Here is a 16,733-nt window from a genome sequence, read left to right on the forward strand (position 1 = left end):
GGTAACCTCCCTTGATGAGACAGAGCTAAACCGCCGGAGTAGCTTCCGCGGCGGCGATCATGGCAAAGCCGGGCGCGTTTTCAACGGACGCGCGTTCTTCGTACATTACGGCTTCGTAATCTTCCCAGGCCAGCCGGGCGTGTTCCCGGGCCAGCGCTTCGACCCGCGATCCCTCGCCGGCGCGGACTGCGCCGATCATGGCGCGGTGCTGTTCCTGCGCCCGGTGGAACGTGTTGCGGACCTTTGGGGTGTTGTAGCGGTGCGGAGGGAACGCGCCCGGAGACGCGAAAGGCAGGCGGATCGCCCGGTGCAGTTCCCGTTGCAGCGTGTCGGAACCGGCGACGCGCGACAGTTCGACGTGGAATTCCTTGTTCAGGCGCGCGTAGTCCTCGAAGACCCGCGTGGTGTCCCGGCTGTTCAGAGCGGTGTCGATCCGGCACAGGATCGTCTCGCAGCGCTCCAGCACCATCGCGTCGGGCCCGCGCTCGACCGCCAGCCGCAGCACGGTGCCTTCCAGCACGCCGCGCAGCACGATCGCGTCCTTCGCGTCATCGCGGGTGAACAGACGAACGGTGCAGCGGCCCGACGGGCTGCGCAGCATCAGCCCCTCGTCGACGAGGATGGCCAGCGCCTCGCGCGCGGGGGTGCGGGACACGCCCATCATCTCGGCCGCGGCGGCTTCGGAAATATGAGTATCCGGCTTCAACTCGCCCGCGAGTATGCGTGCGCGTAGCTCGCGCACCGCGCGGTCCACCAGTTGCATTTTGCCAGAATCACCCATCACTCCTCCCAAAGCTGCAGGCCTGGTGAGGGTTAACCGGTATACTGTTCGCGGTCAAATGAATTGCTGGGCCCTTCTGCGACGCCGCAACCGTATACAGATTGACCTCTCGTCAATCCTCCTGCTGGACTTCGGACAGGGCAAGAGAGACCGGCACCGATGCAAGGCTCATCGCTGCGAAGATCGCCAGCACCACCGAAGGTCCGGCGACGTCGGCGACCAGCCCGAAGGCGCCACCCGCAAGAAGCAGTACTCCGATCAACGTGTTAGACAGCGCGGTATAGGCGGCTTTGCGGCCGTGCGTATCCATATCGGCAAGATGCGTGCTGCGGCCCGCGCGAACGCCCTGATACCCAATCTGGGCGAAAAAGATGAACACCGCCGCCAGCCATCCCGGCCCGATACCGCCATAGAAAAAGCCCGTCGCCGCGACCGCGCCAAGCGCGACGGCGGCCGAGATCCCGGACAGGGCCAGCGTCCAGCGGCTCGACCGATCCGACAAGCGGCCCCAGATATAGGACGACGCGATTGCGGCAGCAGAGGATCCGATGATCAGGACGCCAAGGTTTCCAAGCCCGCCATCGTCTGTTTCGTGGCTGAGCATAACGATGAACGGCGGCGCAAGCGCGGTGGCGATCAGCAGCGCGCGCGACGCCACATAACGCCGGAACTCGGGATCGCCGCGCAGGGGACGCGTGATCTGGGACAACGAGAACCCTGCATCTTCCGACGTATCGGCATCCGGTTCCTTCAGCGTCAAAAAGACCAGCGCCGCGATGGTCCACAGGATGCCGGCGACGGCGACGGCCAGCGCAATCGCCCATGGCTCCAATGGGATGATCCCAACCGCAACAGAGACTGCAAAGGCGAAAACCACCACGGAAGCAATACTTCCGGCGGCGCCCTTGACGGTGCCGCGCGTGCCTTTCTCGACCGTGCGGGCCAGAACATCCTTGTAACTGGCGCTGCAGGCCGAGCGGGCGACGGCGAGAACGGCAAGCAGCGCAAGCACGACGACCCCGGCCGCAACACCCTGAAGCCAGACGGCGGCGGCGGCGATGCCAAGGGCCGCGATGCCCTGAATCAGAGAGCCGACGACCCAGAACCACCGACGCTGGCGGCTGCGCTGGATCCACTCGGCCAGCGCAACCTGCGGCAACAGCGCTCCGGATTCCCGCACCGGCACCAGCGCGCCGACAAGGTAGCCGGGCGCACCGGCCGCCGACAGCAGCCACGCCAGCACCAGCTTCGGATCCAATAGTCCGTCCGCCGTTTTCGTTGCGCCAAGCGACAGGAAGTGGATCGCGAAGTTGCGTTTGCGGCCCGCGTCGACAGTGTCGGCGTCGTCGTCCGTCACGGTGTCGTAGATACGCTCGCTGATCATCCCGCGTCCTCCGTCGCCCGTCCGCTTGGCGCGAGTTCCTCTTTCACCTGCCCCCATGCGAGGGCGGCGAAGATCGCGGTGCCGCCAAAGACGTTCCCGGCAAGCACCGGAAGGAAGAAATGGGTCAGCGCATGACCAGGTGTGATCTCACCCGAAAGCAGGACCATCCACATCTCGACCGAGCCGACGATGATGTGTGTGAAATCCCCGGCGGCGATCAGCCAGGTGAAGGTGAAGATCAGCAGAAAGCCCGACTTCTCCGCCTGCGGCAGCATCCACACGATTGCGGCGACAAGGATGCCCGCGGGGATCGCGCGGGCGAAGGCCACGAGCGGGTCGAAGCTCATCGCGTGCTCGGAAATCTCCAGCGCGGCGGCCAGAACCTGATCGGGCAGGGCGCTTGTCAGACTGAAAAACAGCGCGGCGGCCAGCGCGCCCACCACGTTCGCCGCCAGCACGATCGACCACAGGGTCGCGGTGCGGCGGAACTTGAACTTGGTCGGGTTCGCAAGGATCGGCAGCACGGTGGTGATGGTGTTCTCGGTGAACAGCTGCATCTTGCCCATGATCACGACAAGGAAGCCGAAGGAATAGCCGAGGTTCTCGATCAGATAGCGGCCCTGAAACCCGCGCAACTCGCTGCGCAGGATGGCTTCGGCGATCAATGAGAAGCTGATCAGCGAACCGGCGGCGAGACCCGACCAGATCAACGAGCTTTTCGGACGTTCAAGCTCTTCCTCGCCGTCGCGGCGGATCACCTCGTAGATCAGGCGTGGCGCCAGCGGGGTGGCTTCCTCGACCGCGATCTTGTCGGCCTCTTCTTCGGCCAGTTCTTCCTCGTGCCTGTTCATAGCCTTGCGATACCCTTACCCAACCACGAAAGGCGGCGCGCACCTCGCGCCACCCTTCTCCCGACGGATTAGAATAGTTCGAAGGTAGGCGTCGGCCAGAGCGGCGGGTTCGGGACTGGTCTTTGCCGCGCGTTTGTCGGAGTGTCGGCGCGCCGCAACCAAGGAGATCCCGGTATGGCTTTCGTGTTCGACCCCGCCCCCACACCTTCGGCCGCCGTGGCCGGCACCGCAGACCGCTTCCCGGTGCGGCGCATCTTTTGCGTGGGACGTAACTATGCCGAGCACGCGCGCGAAATGGGCAACGACCCCGACCGCGAGCCGCCGTTCTTCTTCACCAAGGCCCCCGACTCGGTCGTGGATGATGGCGCGACGGTGCCCTACCCGCCCGAAACCGAGGACCTGCATTTCGAGGGCGAGTTCATCGTCGCCATCGGCAAGGCCGGCTTCAACGTGTCCGAGACCGATGCGCTGGATTACATCTGGGGCTACGGCACCGGCAACGACCTGACCCGCCGCGACCTGCAATGGGCCGCGAAGAAGGCGGGGCGTCCGTGGGACTGGTCGAAGGGCTTCGACCGCGCCGCCGTCATCGGTGCGCTGTACCCGGCGTCCGAGGTCGGGCACCCGTCGAAGGGTTTCATCCGGACCGAGGTGAACGGCGAGGTCCGGCAGGACGCCGACCTGTCCGACATGATCTGGGCCGTGCCCGAGATCATCGCGTATCTGACCAAGTCCATCGAGATCCGCCCCGGCGACCTGATCATGACCGGCACGCCCGCCGGAGTCGGCGCGCTTCAGGTGGGCGACACCTGCACGGTCAGCATCGAAGGTCTGGGCGCGGTGACCACGAAAATAGGCCCTAAGGCCTGAATTAGGGACGCTGGACGGTCAGACGACCACGTCCAGCGCTTCTTGCTGGCCGACACCGAACACGCGCTTGTAGCGCTCGATCTCGTCCGCCGGTCCCATCGCCTTGCGCGGGTTGTCCGACAGTTTGACCGTCGGGCGCCCGTCCGCCGAGGTGGCCTTGCACACCAGCGAGAACGGCGCCAGCGCGTCGTCTGGCACCAGCCCGCGAAAATCGTTGGTCAGCAGGGTGCCCCAGCCGAAGGACACCCGGACGCGACCGGCGAACTGCGCGTGCAGCTCTTCGATCTTCTGCTCATCCAGCCCGTCCGAGAAGATCACCAGCTTCTTGCGGGGATCCTCGCCGCGCGACTTCCACCACGCGATTGCGGTCTCGGCCCCTTCGGCCGGATCGCCCGAGTCGATGCGGATGCCGGTCCAGTTCGCCAGCCAGTCCGGTGCGTTCTTAAGAAACCCCTTGGTGCCATAGGTGTCGGGCAGGATGATCAGCAGGTTGCCCTCGTGCTCTTCCTGCCAGTCCTCCAGCACCCGGTAAGGCGCGCGGCGCAGGTCTTCGTCGCTGTCGGCCAGCGCGGAATAGACCATCGGCAGTTCGTGCGCGTTGGTGCCCACGGCTTCAAGGTCGCGGCGCATGGCGATCAGGCAGTTCGACGTGCCGCTGAAGCTGTCGCCCAGCCCTTCCAGCATCGCCTGCACGCACCAGTCCTGCCACAGGAAGCTGTGGCGTCGGCGGGTGCCGAAATCGGCGATCTTCAGGCCGTCGATCTTTTGAAGCCGCTCGATCTTCTCCCACAGCTTCGCCATCGCGCGGGCGTACAGCACCTCAAGCTCGAACCGCTTCATCTGCGCCAGCACCGCGCGGCCGCGCAGTTCCATGAGCACGGCCAGCGCCGGGATCTCCCACAGCATGACCTCGGGCCACTTGCCCTTGAAGGTCAGCTCGTACTGGCCGTCCTTCTTTTCCAACTCGTAGGGCGGCAGGCGCAGGTTCTCGAACCACTCCATGAAGTCCGGACGGAACATCTGGCGCTTGCCGTAGAACGTGTTGCCCCGCATCCACGTGCTTTCGCCGCGGGTCAGAGACAGCGATCGGATGTGGTCAAGCTGCTGGCGCAACTCGCCCTCGTCGATCAGTTCCGCCAGTTTAATGTCCTTGCTGCGGTTGATCAGCGAGAACGTCACCTCTGTGTCCCGGTTGTTGCGGAACACCGACTGGCACATGAGAAGCTTGTAAAAATCGGTATCGATCAGCGAACGGACGATCGGGTCGATCTTCCATTTGTGATTGTAGACCCGCGTGGCGATGTCGACCATGTCCGGCTCCCTGTTCGGCATCCCGTTAGAGCAAGCGGGACCATGGATGTCAAAGACTAGGCCGCCGACGGGCCCGGAACAGGCGCGACGCCGCGATCAGGCAAGCGTGACGCCCGCCTCGGTCATGCCGTCGCAGGCCGCGGTCAGCGATCCGGCATGGTCGATGGCGCGGCACAGGTCCAGCCGGACGGTCACGCCGAAGCCAAGCCGCGCGGCGTCAACGGCCGAGAAGTTGACGCAGAAATCGGTGGCCAGCCCGACCATCGTGACCGTGTCGATGCCTCGGGTCCGCAGATAGCCCTCTAGGCCGGTGGGCGTAGAGTGATCATTCTCGAACAAGGCGGAATAGCTGTCGATCGCCGGGTTATAGCCCTTGCGGATGATCAGGTCGGCGCGGTCGGTTTCAAGGTCGGGGTGAAACGCGGCGCCGGGGCTGCCCTGAATGCAGTGATCGGGCCACAGGACCTGCGGGCCATAGGGCATCTCGATCAGTTCCAGCGGCGCACGGCCCTCGTGCTGGGACGCGAAAGAGGAATGCCCCGCCGGGTGCCAGTCCTGCGTCAGGATCACCGCGTCGAACTCGGTCATCAGCGTGTTGATGCCGGGCACGATCTCGTCGCCGCCCGCCACCGCCAGCGCGCCGCCGGGGCAAAAATCGTTCTGCACGTCGATGACGATCAGGGCTTCGGTCATGCGGTTCTCCGTAGGTTTCGGCTGAACAGTAGCGATGCACCGGCAAGAATCAATCGGACCCGACGCGCTGAATCCCGGACTTTTCCGCCGCTTGGCGGATCATGGGGCGAACCGCGTCGGTTTCGCCCCTTGTGCTGCGCCCGTCCCGGCCCTTAATGCGCCCCATGCTGATCGTTGCCGCACTGTACAAATTCACGTCCTTCCCCGACCCCGCCGCCCTGAAGCCGGGGCTGGCGAAGCTGTGTTGCCAGAACGGCGTGCGCGGCTCGCTTCTGCTGGCGCGCGAGGGGATCAACGGCACCATCGCGGGCACCCGCGAAGGGATCGACGCGGTGCTGGGCCACATCCGCGGCCTGCCGGGCTGTGCCGATCTTGAATGGAAGGAAAGCACCGCCGACGAGATGCCCTTTGGCCGCATGAAGGTACGGCTGAAGAAAGAGATCGTGACGATGGGCCAGCCCGACGTCGACCCGACCGCCTCGGTCGGGCGCTATGTCGATCCGTCCGAGTGGAACGACCTGATCTCGGCCCCCGACGTCGCCGTCATCGACACTCGAAACGACTATGAGGTCGAAATCGGGACGTTCGAGAATGCCGTCGACCCTGAAACCACCAGCTTCGGAGAGTTCCCCGCGTGGTGGGAAGCCAACAAGCACCGGTTCCACAACAAGCGCCTTGCGATGTTCTGCACCGGCGGCATCCGCTGCGAGAAGGCGACAAGCTGGCTGGTCGAGCAGGGCGTGGATGAGGTCTATCACCTGAAGGGCGGCATCCTGAAATACCTCGAAGAGGTGCCCGAGCAGGACAGCAAGTGGCACGGCGCCTGTTTCGTGTTCGACCAGCGGGTCAGTCTGGAACACGGGCTGCGCGAGGGCGGGCACGTTTTGTGCCACGCCTGCCGCCGCCCGCTTTTGCCAGAGGATACACAGCGGCCCGAGTACGAACCCGGCGTGTCCTGCCATCGGTGTATCTCAGAGATCAGCGACGCCGACCGCGCGCGGTTCCGGGAACGTCAGAAGCAGATCGCGCTGGCGCGTGCACGAGGCGAAGAGCACCTTGGCGCCCGCGAGCCGTCCAAGTGATCAGGCGGCGCGGTCGGCTTCGTCGGCCTCGGCGCGGATGAACACCGGCTGATCGGGCGTGCTGCGTTCGGCGTCGAAGCGGTAGCCGCCGGTGTCGAAATCGGCCAGCCCCTCGGCCCGGTCGATGCGGCGTTCCATCACGAACCGCGCCATCGCCCCGCGCGCCTTCTTGGCGAAGAAGCTGACGATCTTCGGCTCGCCCTTCTTCAGTTCGAAGAACGTCGGCGTCACCACCCGCAGTTTCAGCGCCTTGCGGTCGACCGCGCCGAAATATTCCTGACTGGCGCAGTTCACCAGCATGTCGGTCCCCGCCTCTTCCGCCGCCTCGTTCAGCGCCTTCGCGGGCAGGTCGCGCCAGAAGTCGTAAAGGTTGCCGCCGCGCCGGGTCTTCAGGCGGCTGCCCATCTCCAGACGGTGCGGCTGAATCGCATCCATCGGGCGCAGCAAGCCATACAGACCGCTGAGGATGCGCAGGTGGCGCTGGGCATAGTCCAGCGCGTCGGCGTCCAGCGTCGCGGCCTCCAGCCCGGTGTAGGTGTCGCCCGAGTACAGGAAGACGGCGGGCTTGGTCACTTGCGGTTCCGGCGCGGCGGCAAAGTCGCGAAAGCGGTCGCGGTTCAGTCGGGCAAGATCGTCGGACAGGTCCATCAGCCCCTTGAGATCGCCCAGCGTCAACTGCCGCATGTGGCTTGCCAGCCGGGCCGCTTCCTTGGGGAACATCGGACTTGTCGCGCCGGTCAGGTCCATCGGCGTTTCGTCGAGACGCTTTGCGGGAGAGATCACAGCAAGCATGGCAGGTCCTTTCGTTTGAAACGTCTCTATCGGCTGGCGCAGGGCCATTCAATCGCACTCAGGCGTCGTGCAGCACCGTCAGGAAGGCAGAGCCGAAGCGTTCCGCGCGGCGTTCGCCAAGGATGCCTTCCAGCGCGCGGAGGTCGGGCGACCGCAACGCCGCCACCTTCGCCAGAAGCGAGGCAGAGCAGCTCATTGGCTTGTCGGTGCCTTCCTCGCCATAGGCAAGCTCGGCCTGCACCTGCAACAGACGGTCATACACCTCGCCCTCTGCCCGGCCCGCCAGCTTCATGCGGGCTGGATGGACGGGGGCGGCGGCCTCTCCGGCGATGATCTGCAGGAAGTCGTTGCCGTATCGGTCCAGCTTCTTCGCGCCGACGCCACTGATGCGGGCCATCTGGTCCAGCGTTTCGGGGCGCTTCTCGGCCATCTCGATCAGGGTGCGATCGGTGAAGATCACGTATGCGGGCACGCGCGCGTCTTCGGCCAGCGCGCGGCGCTTGGCTTTCAGGGCCGACAACAGCGGCGCGTCTTCCTCGCTGACCAGCGTCTTGACGGTCGGGCGCGTGGTCGCGGTCTGGATGGTATCGCGGCGCAGGTCGATCGAGGCTTCGCCCCGAAGGATCGGTCGCGCGGCCTCGGTCATGCGGAAGGCGCCGTGGCGGGTGGGGTCGGGGCGGACAAGGTCGCGCCCCATCATCTGCCGGTACACCGCCTGCCACTGGCCCTTGGACAGATCGCGGCCGACGCCGAAGGTCGGCAGGTCCTGATGCCCGCGCTGGCGGACCTTGTCGGTCTCGTTCCCGGTAAGAATGTCGATCAGGTGCCCTGCGCCAAAGCTCTCGCCGGTGCGCAGCATCGCCGACAACGCCTTGCGCACCGACTCGGTCCCGTCGAACACCTCGGGCGGGGTGTCGCACAGGTCGCAGTATCCGCAAGGCTCTGCGGTTTCACCGAAATAGCCAAGCAGCTGCTGCCGCCGGCATTTCAGCGCCTCGGCCAGACCCAAAAGCGCGTTCAGCCGGGCGTGGTCGGCGGCTTTCCGGTCCTCGGGCGCAAGGCTTTCGTCGATCTGCGCGCGGCGCAGGCGGATGTCGTCGGCGCCATACAGCGTCAACGTTTCGGCGGGGGCCCCGTCGCGACCGGCGCGGCCGATTTCCTGATAATACGCCTCGATCGACTTGGGCAGGTCGGCATGTGCGACCCAGCGGATGTCGGGCTTGTCGATGCCCATCCCGAAGGCTACCGTCGCAACGACGATCAGCCCGTCTTCGCGGCTGAACCGGGTCTCGACCGCGCGCCGCGCGTCAGGGTCCATGCCGCCGTGATAGTGACAGGCGGTGTGCCCGGCCCCGTTCAGCGCGCCGGACAGGGTTTCCGTCTTGGCACGGGTGCCGCAATAGACGATGCCCGACTGCCCTTTGCGCGCGGCGGCAAACGACAGAATCTGCTGGCGCGGGCCGTTCTTGGGCGTGAAGGCAAGGTGGATGTTCGGGCGGTCGAACCCGCGCAGGAAGCTTTGCGGCGCTTCGCCATCAAACAGGCGCGCGACGATCTCGGTGCGCGTTTCCTCGTCCGCGGTGGCGGTGAAGGCGGCCAGCGGCACGTTCAGGCTGCGGCGCAATTCACCGATGGCAAGGTAGTCGGGGCGGAAATCGTGACCCCACTGGCTGACGCAATGCGCCTCGTCCACCGCGATCATCGACGTTCCGATCCGCCGCAGCAGAGACTGCGTTCCGCCCGAGGCCAGCCGTTCCGGCGCCATGTACAGAAGCTTCAGCCGCCCCTCGTCCAGCGCGCGGAGCACCTCGTCGTTCTCGTCCTGCGTATTGCCCGAGGTCAGCGCGCCGGCTTCGACGCCCGCCTCGCGCAGCGCGCGGACCTGATCACGCATCAGGGCGATAAGCGGAGAGATGACGACGGTCACGCCGTCGCGGCACAGGGCGGGAAGCTGATAGCACAGCGACTTGCCGCCGCCGGTGGGCATGATCGCCAGAACATTGCGGCCCTCGGTGACCGCCTGCACGATTTCTGCCTGCCCGGGGCGGAAATCATCGAATCCGAAAACGGTGCCGAGAAGCTGTGCCGCGCGGTCCATGTGTGTGCCGATTATTCTTCAAACTGCTCGTTTCACCAGAAACATCGCAGATGAAAATCGGCTTAACAACCCGGAAGCCGGGTCAGAAGGCGTACATGTTGTTCCGGATGATGATCCGCAGGGCATATATCGCGATCAGTGCCACCAACGGCGCCAGGTCCAGCGGGCGCGTGTCCGGCATGATCCGGCGGATCGGCCCATAGATCGGTTCCAGCAAACGGTTCAGCCCGACCCAGATCTGGTCAACGATCGGCTGTCGGCGGTTCAGGACCTCGAAACTCAGAAGCCACGACATGATGATGTGGAGGATCATGATGAACCAGACCACGTCGAGGATCAGAAGAAGGATTTGAAAGATCGAGGTCATTGCAGGCCGCTCTCCCTGTGCAGGTACGCAGGCTAGTTATGGCCTCGGACGGGGCCTGACAAGAAGAAGCAGCCCCGCCGCGACATGATGCGTGGGTTGAATTCCACTGTCCTGCCCTATTGCACGTTGCACTGTTAAGCTGTCATATCGCCCGTGAAAGCGGGGATGACAGGCATGGCGGACGTCAGCGCGCGCAAGCGGATTTGGGGCTGGATGATGTTCGACTGGGCAAGCCAGCCGTACAACACGCTGCTTCTCACTTTCATTTTCGGTCCCTATTTCGCGGAAATCACCGCCGGCCGCCTGCTGGACAGCGGGCTGGCGCCCGAGGCCGCGCGGGCAGAGGCGCAGGCTCTGTGGGGCTACGGGCTGACCTTCGCGGGCGTCATCATCGCCGTCTTGGCCCCGGTGCTTGGCGCCATCGCCGACAGCCGTGGCCGCCGGCTGCCCTATGTCTGGCTGTTCTCGGCGCTGTACGTGATCGGCGCGGCGGGTCTTTGGCTGGCCGACCCGGTCAGCTTCAGCATCCCGCTGCTGCTGGTGTTCTTCGGGATCGGCCTGATCGGCACCGAATTCGCCACGATCTTCACCAACGCCATGCTGCCCAGCCTTGGCTCGCGCGACCAGATCGGCGCGATCTCCGGCTCTGGCTGGGCGTGGGGCTATGTCGGCGGCGTCGTCGCGCTTGCGCTGATGCTTCTGCTGTTCGCCGAGAACGCGACCGGCGTGACCCTGATCGGGATCCAGCCCGTACTGGGCCTTGATCCCGTGGCGCGCGAAGGCACCCGCTTTGTCGGGCCGTTCACAGCGCTGTGGTTCATCGTCTTCATGATCCCGTTCTTCCTGTGGGTCCGCGAACCCAAAGACGCCGTCGTGCGCGGCGCATCGGTGCGCGAAGGGCTGCGCGATCTCGTGCAGACCGTCCGCGCGCTGCCGGGGAACACCTCTTTGTCGTCGTACCTCGGGTCGTCGATGCTGTACCGCGACGCGCTGAACGGGATGTATACCTTCGGCGGTGTCTATGCGCTGGGCGTGCTGGGCTGGTCGGTGGTCGACATCGGGGTCTTCGGTATCGTCGCCGCGATCACCGGCGCGATCTTCGCGTGGTTCGGCGGTCGGGCTGACCGCAAGTTCGGCCCGAAACCGGTGATCAGGGTCTGCATCGTGGTCCTGCTGCTGGTTGCCGTGACCATCGCCACGATCTCGCGCACGTCGGTTCTGGGCATCGTCGTGGCCGAGGGTTCGGCGCTGCCCGATATCGCCTATTACATCTGCGGCGCGCTGATCGGCGCTGCCGGCGGCGCGCTGCAATCCGCCAGTCGCACGATGATGGTGCGGCAGGCCAACCCCGCCCGCATGACCGAGGCGTTCGGCCTGTTCGCGCTGGCCGGGAAGGCCACTACGTTCCTCGCCCCCGCGCTGATCGCCATTGTCACCGACCTGACGGGAAGCCAGCAACTTGGCGTGACCCCGCTTATCGGCCTTTTTCTGGCCGGGCTTGTGCTGTTAGCATGGGTCAAACCGGATGGAGACCGCGCCGAATGGTCCGAAAGCTCGCCCTCGCTGGCCTGATCCTGTCGCTTGCCGCCTGCGGCGACCGCGTCGACAGCAACGAAGGTAATTCCGCCGACGCCGCGCTGACCTTCGCGGCGGCCAACCTTGATCCGAATTCCATCGCCAAGCGCGTTTTCGGGGCGGCCAAGGTCGCGTCGGCCCAGTCGCCGGCGCCCTATGGAAGTTATGCCAAGGGGTGCATGGCCGGCGGCGTACAACTGCCCGAGACCGGCCCGACTTGGCAGGCAATGCGCCTTAGCCGGAACCGCAACTGGGCGCAGCCCGAGACCGTGGCCTTTATCAAACGGTTGTCCGCCTTTGCCGCGACACAGCCGGGCTGGGCAGGGCTGTATGTCGGCGACCTGTCGCAACCGCGCGGCGGGCCGATGCTGACCGGGCATTCCAGCCACCAGATCGGGCTGGACGCCGATATCTGGATGCTGCCGCCCAAGCGGCTGGAGCTATCGGTGACGCAGCGCGAGAACATCTCGTCCATCTCGATGCAGCGCGACGCGGGCGTCGCGGTAAACTCCAGCTGGACGCCGCAGCACATGGCCGTTCTGAAAGCGGCGGCCAGTGATCCGGCGGTTGCGCGGATCTTCGTCTTTGCCGGTGCGAAGGTGCAGATGTGCAAGGACGCCACGGGCGACCGCGACTGGCTGCGCAAGATCCGTCCGTGGTACGGCCACCACTATCACTTCCACGTGCGCCTGAATTGCCCGAAGGGCGCGAATGGCTGCGTCGATCAAGCGCCGCCGCCTGCTGGCGACGGGTGCGCAGAGGCGGAGCAGTGGGTGCGCAACATCCAGAACCCGCCGCCGCCCGACCCCAACGCGCCCCCGCCCATCCCGAAGCGTGAAACCGTTCTGGCTGATCTGCCCGCTCAATGCGCCTCCGTCATCGCGTCGCAGTAGCCCTGTTTGCGCTCGCGGCCTGCGGTCCCGGCACGTTCGGGCCGACACGCGCGGCCGAGTTGATGGGCGAATACACATGGACCATGCCCGAAGCCCGGTTCGGCGGCTTTTCGGGGCTTGAGGTCTATGACGACGGCGCCGCCTTCATCGCGGTGTCAGATCGCGGCGGGGTGATACAAGGCCGGTTTCTGCGCGAAGACGACCTGATCACGGGGGTAGAGGCCGCGCCGGTGTTCCGCTTGCGCGACACCGACGGCAAACCGGTCGGCCGCTACATGAACGACGCCGAAGGGCTGGCGCTGGCGCAGGACGGGCAGATCTTCGTGTCGTTTGAGAACCGGCACGAGGTGCTTGCCTATCGGTTTCCTTCCGAAACGCCCGTGGCGCTGCCGCAGCACCCGGACTTTCCGGAAATGCAGATCAATTCCTCGCTTGAAGCGTTGGCGATCGGTGGGGACGGCGCGCTGTACACGATGCCAGAGCGGTCCGGCCTCAAATCGCGCCCCTTCCCGGTCTACCGATGGAAAGACGGCGCGTGGTCGATCCCGTTCAGCATTCCGCGCCGGGGCGAGTTCCTGATGGTCGGCGCCGATTTCGGGCCCGACGACCGGCTTTATGTCCTTGAACGCTACCTGACCGGCATCTTCGGCTTCCGCAGCCGCGTCCGAAGCTTCGCCCTGTCCGGCGACATCCTGTCCGACGAGCGGTTGGAGCTTGAGACGCCCACGGGCCGGCACGACAACCTGGAAGGGCTGTCCGTGTGGCGCGATGCGGACGGCTACGTCCGGCTGACGATGATCTCGGACGACAATTTCCGCCCGTTCCAGATTACCGAATTCGTGGAATACCGCCTGTCCGACGGGCTTGACGGGCCGCGCGCGCGGCGGTAGTGCCCCGCGTCCCCGATGGTCGGGGGCCAAGTCTCCGCTACCTTGTCAAAACGGACCATATACATGACCCGTCTTCTTCCCGGCGTAATCGCCATGGCCATCGTCGTGGTGGCCTCGAACATCCTGGTGCAGTTCCTTCTGGGCGACTGGCTGACCTGGGGTGCCTTCACCTATCCCTTCGCCTTCCTCGTCACCGACGTGATGAACCGCGTCTATGGCGTCGCGACCGCGCGCAAGGTCGTCTTCGCGGGCTTCCTGACCGGCGTCGTCTGCTCGCTGATCGGCACCCAGATCATGCTGCAGGGCGACGGCTATACCTATCCCGCCGTGACGCTGCGCGTCGCCATCGGCTCGGGGTTCGCCTTCCTGACGGCGCAGCTTCTGGACGTTGCGATCTTCGACCGCCTGCGCGGTGGCCAGTGGTGGCGCGCCCCGCTGGCGTCCACACTGGTCGGCTCGGCCGTCGATACCGTGCTGTTCTTCTCGATCGCGTTCTCGACCGGCCTGTCCTTCATCGAACCCGCCAACGACGTCTCGTGGGCGAACGAGGCGGTGCCGCTTCTGGGCGCCGGCCCGGTGGTGCCGCTGTGGGTCTCGCTGGCTGTCGCCGACTGGGGTGTGAAGCTGGCGCTGGCGCTGGTCGCGTTGATCCCCTTCCGCATGGTGGTCTCCAGCCTTCTGGGACGCCAGCCGGCATAGGGTTGGAACGGTCGGATTCACGCTCCGACCAATTTACGGGCAGTTTTGGCACACATCCCCAAGCGCTGGCGAAAAACGCCAGTGCTTGAGGAAAAGTTTTTGACATACACAAAATCTGTGCAACGCTGACCCTATCGAAACCCAGTGAAAGGAGGTGATCCAGTGTCTAGAGCGATGTTGGAGAGAGGTGTCGGAACAGTCGGAGGGAATTCCGTCTGAGGGCAGCCCCACAGGGGAATCCTCCTTTCGATTGGGCCGCGGAAGGTCCTAACCGAACTAATCTCCAAAGGACTCGAGGGGCCGCCGCAAGGGCGGCCCTTTTCGTGTTCCGCAACCCGAGGCGGGCGTTGCTTGACGTTCCGATCTGCGGCATCAGTTGGCCCATCATGCTGAGGATCAACGACTCCATCACCATCGAGGACTGGGAGCTGACGGAACAGTTCGTCCGCTCCAGCGGTCCGGGGGGCCAGAACGTCAACAAGGTGGCGACGGCGGTCGAACTGCGGTTCGAGGCGCAGCGCTCGCCGAACCTGCCCGACGCTGTGAAATCCCGGCTGAAACGGCTCGCCGGGCGCCGCTGGACTACGGACGGCGCCCTCGTGCTGAAGGTGGACGAGACGCGGCACCAGTCGCGCAACCGCGAGATCGCCAAAGAGCGTCTGGCGGACCTGATCCGCAAGGCGCTGGAACGCCCCCGCCGCCGCATCCCCACGCGGCCGACGCTGGGCTCGAAACGCCGCCGTCTCGACGCGAAAAAGCAGCGCGGCGAGGTCAAGGCGCTGCGCGGCCCGGTCGACCGCGACAGCTGACGTTACGTTTCAGGCGCGACGCGACCTGAAGCGGCGCTGGCCCACAAGCAGGAACAACCCAGCCCCAAGCAGCGCGTAGGACGCAGGCAGCGGCACCGCCTGAACCTCGACGCTTGTCAGGTTGAAGTGCTCGCAGTCGTTGTTGAAGGTGAAGATCACGCAGGTCGCACCAGGGAAGAAATTCGCCTGTGCCGTCTTCGTCATGATCGAGACCTTGTCGACGCCTTCCAGCCCGACGTTGATCGTCTTCGGCCCCAGACCCGCGGCATAGGCCAGATCGGCGATCAAAGACCCGTTCCGGTAGCCCAGAATGTGCACGTTCGGAAAGTCGATCCGCTGGAAGGTTTTGTCCACATAATGGCCGAACTGATTATTGTCGTCGTAAATGCCAAAGTATGTTTCAATTCCGTAAACAACGATTTGCGACAGGTTGAACAGCCCGTTTCGAGAAATCGTGACGACATCCGGTTGGTCAAGGTGGACACCCACCGAAGTTGAAACCGGGGCACGGACGTCCACATCAAATCCGGCTTGGGTCTGGGTAACCGGCGGAAATGAAACCGGATAGTCCCGAAAGTCTATCGTCGTGGCCTGTGCATAAGTTTGTGAGTAAAGCAGAAACACCAAAGTCGCGAGTATTGTCCGCACGGTTCCATCCCCCCTATTCCGGTACCAGATCGCAGCAAGCTATACTCAAATTCTAGCAAGGAAGGCGGGCGCAGATAAGCAAATTCACCCGTTTTCAAACGGCGTTACTTTTCCACAGATGGCGTGATGGTCGGGCAGGAAAAGGTGGCGATCCAGCCCAGACTCGCCCGCACGGGCGTCTCCCACGAAGCGTCGCCGTTGGCAGATCAACCGGCCAGGCAGACGCCATTCGCCTGTTGCGACAGGGGTGATACCGATGTCTAGGGAATGGTGCCCAGGAGAGGACTCGAAGTAATCGTCCAGTCAACACTAGGCTAGCAGCTAGTTCGCTACCAGTTATCCGCCTGATCACTATGGGTTAAACCCACGGTCTTCTTCGCTGTAGCGGGTGCTACGAGTCCCACCATTACTGTAATGGCGAATCGCTGGTCAACCCTTACATGTTCATGCAGCGCCCAAGGCGCAAAAGATTGAGCGCCTGCACCTGATGATATGAGGCACAGGATGGAATAGGTGTTTTGCGTAGTTCAGTGGATGAAGCCAAATTGCTTAGTAGCCTTGAATGAGTGCTACTACGATGAAAGCAAGGAGGACGACTGTTGCTGCGATCAAGACGATCTTTAACAGCCACGCAAAAAAACTTCCGAAAGCTGGCGCAATTATTGTGCCAGCATCCAAGGCGGCGTTGGCCACTTTCCGTTTTCGATTTGCCTTAATTTGTTCGACACGCAGCGATATATATTTGTATCGAATGAGACTCTCGTCGCCCTCGGCAATGACTTTGGCCTTGGCGAGTAGGTTTCGGTCAATTTTGCCATGCTCATACTCCTTTGTGGCAGTATGGAAGAGGTTCTCATCACCCATTTTTTGCCCAAGAACCTGCTATGATCACAATCCAGCCCCCTCGTCCGCCATCACTGTCGATGTGTCGTGACGCTCATAGAAGCAAAAAAACACATTCCTGCAAGTGAAGCTTCGGACGAGGGTGGT

At 64.3% G+C, this 16,733-nt stretch carries 17 protein-coding genes; 7 read left to right on the plus strand and 10 right to left on the minus strand.

Annotated elements, in window-relative coordinates; translation table 11 throughout:
• Positions 1-25: 25 nt before the first annotated feature.
• The 3 genes from ACP156_RS09840 to ACP156_RS09850 all read right to left on the minus strand — a co-directional run bounded on the left by ACP156_RS09840 (position 26) and on the right by ACP156_RS09850 (position 3,016).
• Positions 26-781, minus strand: coding sequence for a GntR family transcriptional regulator (locus ACP156_RS09840; RefSeq protein ID WP_425051142.1), 756 nt, complete (start codon positions 779-781; stop codon positions 26-28).
• Positions 782-893: 112 nt separating this feature from the next.
• Positions 894-2,165, minus strand: coding sequence for an MFS transporter (locus ACP156_RS09845; RefSeq protein ID WP_425051143.1), 1,272 nt, complete (start codon positions 2,163-2,165; stop codon positions 894-896).
• Complete coding sequence (locus ACP156_RS09850; RefSeq protein ID WP_425051144.1) at positions 2,162-3,016, minus strand: formate/nitrite transporter family protein; 855 nt, start codon at positions 3,014-3,016, stop codon at positions 2,162-2,164. The genes ACP156_RS09845 and ACP156_RS09850 overlap by 4 nt, the downstream gene beginning before the upstream one ends.
• Positions 3,017-3,190: 174 nt before the next feature.
• Between ACP156_RS09850 and ACP156_RS09855 the strand changes: the two genes are divergently transcribed.
• Positions 3,191-3,886 carry a fumarylacetoacetate hydrolase family protein gene (locus ACP156_RS09855; protein WP_425051145.1) on the plus strand — a complete coding sequence of 232 codons (696 nt, stop codon included), beginning with the start codon at positions 3,191-3,193 and terminating at the stop codon, positions 3,884-3,886.
• Positions 3,887-3,904: 18 nt separating this feature from the next.
• On the opposite strand, the gene pncB is transcribed toward ACP156_RS09855, so the two are convergent.
• Positions 3,905-5,197 (minus strand): nicotinate phosphoribosyltransferase, encoded by a 1,293-nt coding sequence (pncB, locus tag ACP156_RS09860; protein WP_425051146.1) that lies wholly within the window; start codon positions 5,195-5,197, stop codon positions 3,905-3,907.
• 96 nt (positions 5,198-5,293) lie between these two features.
• On the minus strand, positions 5,294-5,890 hold the full coding sequence (gene pncA, locus ACP156_RS09865; RefSeq protein ID WP_425051147.1) for a bifunctional nicotinamidase/pyrazinamidase: 597 nt from the start codon (positions 5,888-5,890) through the stop codon (positions 5,294-5,296).
• Positions 5,891-6,054: 164 nt separating this feature from the next.
• On the opposite strand from pncA, the gene ACP156_RS09870 reads away from it, so the two are divergent.
• Entirely contained in the window at positions 6,055-6,972 is a 918-nt protein-coding gene (locus tag ACP156_RS09870; RefSeq protein ID WP_425051148.1) for a rhodanese-related sulfurtransferase, read from the plus strand.
• Here the strand turns inward: ACP156_RS09870 and yaaA are convergent, their stop codons facing one another.
• The 3 genes from yaaA to ACP156_RS09885 form a co-directional block, all read right to left on the minus strand.
• Positions 6,973-7,764, minus strand: a complete 792-nt coding sequence (gene yaaA / locus ACP156_RS09875; protein WP_425051149.1) for a peroxide stress protein YaaA — start codon at positions 7,762-7,764, stop codon at positions 6,973-6,975.
• A 58-nt stretch (positions 7,765-7,822) separates the two neighbouring features.
• Positions 7,823-9,862 carry a DNA helicase RecQ gene (recQ, locus tag ACP156_RS09880; protein WP_425051150.1) on the minus strand — a complete coding sequence of 680 codons (2,040 nt, stop codon included), beginning with the start codon at positions 9,860-9,862 and terminating at the stop codon, positions 7,823-7,825.
• 82 nt (positions 9,863-9,944) lie between these two features.
• Positions 9,945-10,229 (minus strand): YggT family protein, encoded by a 285-nt coding sequence (locus ACP156_RS09885; protein WP_425051151.1) that lies wholly within the window; start codon positions 10,227-10,229, stop codon positions 9,945-9,947.
• A gap of 174 nt (positions 10,230-10,403) precedes the next feature.
• Here ACP156_RS09885 and ACP156_RS09890 point away from each other — a divergent pair, with 174 nt between their 5' ends.
• The 5 genes from ACP156_RS09890 to arfB all read left to right on the plus strand — a co-directional run bounded on the left by ACP156_RS09890 (position 10,404) and on the right by arfB (position 15,095).
• Positions 10,404-11,801 (plus strand): MFS transporter, encoded by a 1,398-nt coding sequence (locus tag ACP156_RS09890; RefSeq protein WP_425051152.1) that lies wholly within the window; start codon positions 10,404-10,406, stop codon positions 11,799-11,801.
• The gene (mepA, locus tag ACP156_RS09895; protein ID WP_425051153.1) at positions 11,771-12,697 is read left to right on the plus strand and encodes a penicillin-insensitive murein endopeptidase; all 927 of its coding nucleotides are present in this window, start codon (positions 11,771-11,773) and stop codon (positions 12,695-12,697) included. The genes ACP156_RS09890 and mepA overlap by 31 nt, the downstream gene beginning before the upstream one ends.
• Positions 12,670-13,587, plus strand: coding sequence for an esterase-like activity of phytase family protein (locus ACP156_RS09900; RefSeq protein ID WP_425051154.1), 918 nt, complete (start codon positions 12,670-12,672; stop codon positions 13,585-13,587). Before mepA ends, ACP156_RS09900 begins: the two co-directional genes overlap by 28 nt.
• 63 nt (positions 13,588-13,650) lie before the next feature.
• A complete protein-coding gene (locus ACP156_RS09905; RefSeq protein WP_425051155.1) occupies positions 13,651-14,286 on the plus strand; it encodes a queuosine precursor transporter in 636 nt (211 codons plus the stop codon).
• 386 nt (positions 14,287-14,672) lie between these two features.
• Positions 14,673-15,095: an alternative ribosome rescue aminoacyl-tRNA hydrolase ArfB gene (arfB, locus tag ACP156_RS09910; RefSeq protein ID WP_425051156.1), complete on the plus strand. Its 423-nt coding sequence runs from the start codon at positions 14,673-14,675 to the stop codon at positions 15,093-15,095.
• Positions 15,096-15,104: 9 nt separating this feature from the next.
• Here arfB and ACP156_RS09915 read toward each other — a convergent pair whose 3' ends face one another.
• Together ACP156_RS09915 and ACP156_RS09920 are read right to left on the minus strand one after the other, a co-directional pair.
• Positions 15,105-15,719: a hypothetical protein gene (locus ACP156_RS09915; protein WP_425051157.1), complete on the minus strand. Its 615-nt coding sequence runs from the start codon at positions 15,717-15,719 to the stop codon at positions 15,105-15,107.
• A 573-nt stretch (positions 15,720-16,292) separates the two neighbouring features.
• Positions 16,293-16,607: a hypothetical protein gene (locus tag ACP156_RS09920; RefSeq protein ID WP_425051158.1), complete on the minus strand. Its 315-nt coding sequence runs from the start codon at positions 16,605-16,607 to the stop codon at positions 16,293-16,295.
• Positions 16,608-16,733 lie beyond the last annotated feature (126 nt).

This window comes from Psychromarinibacter sp. S121, assembly GCF_049801035.1.
Taxonomy (GTDB): Bacteria; Pseudomonadota; Alphaproteobacteria; order Rhodobacterales; family Rhodobacteraceae; genus Psychromarinibacter.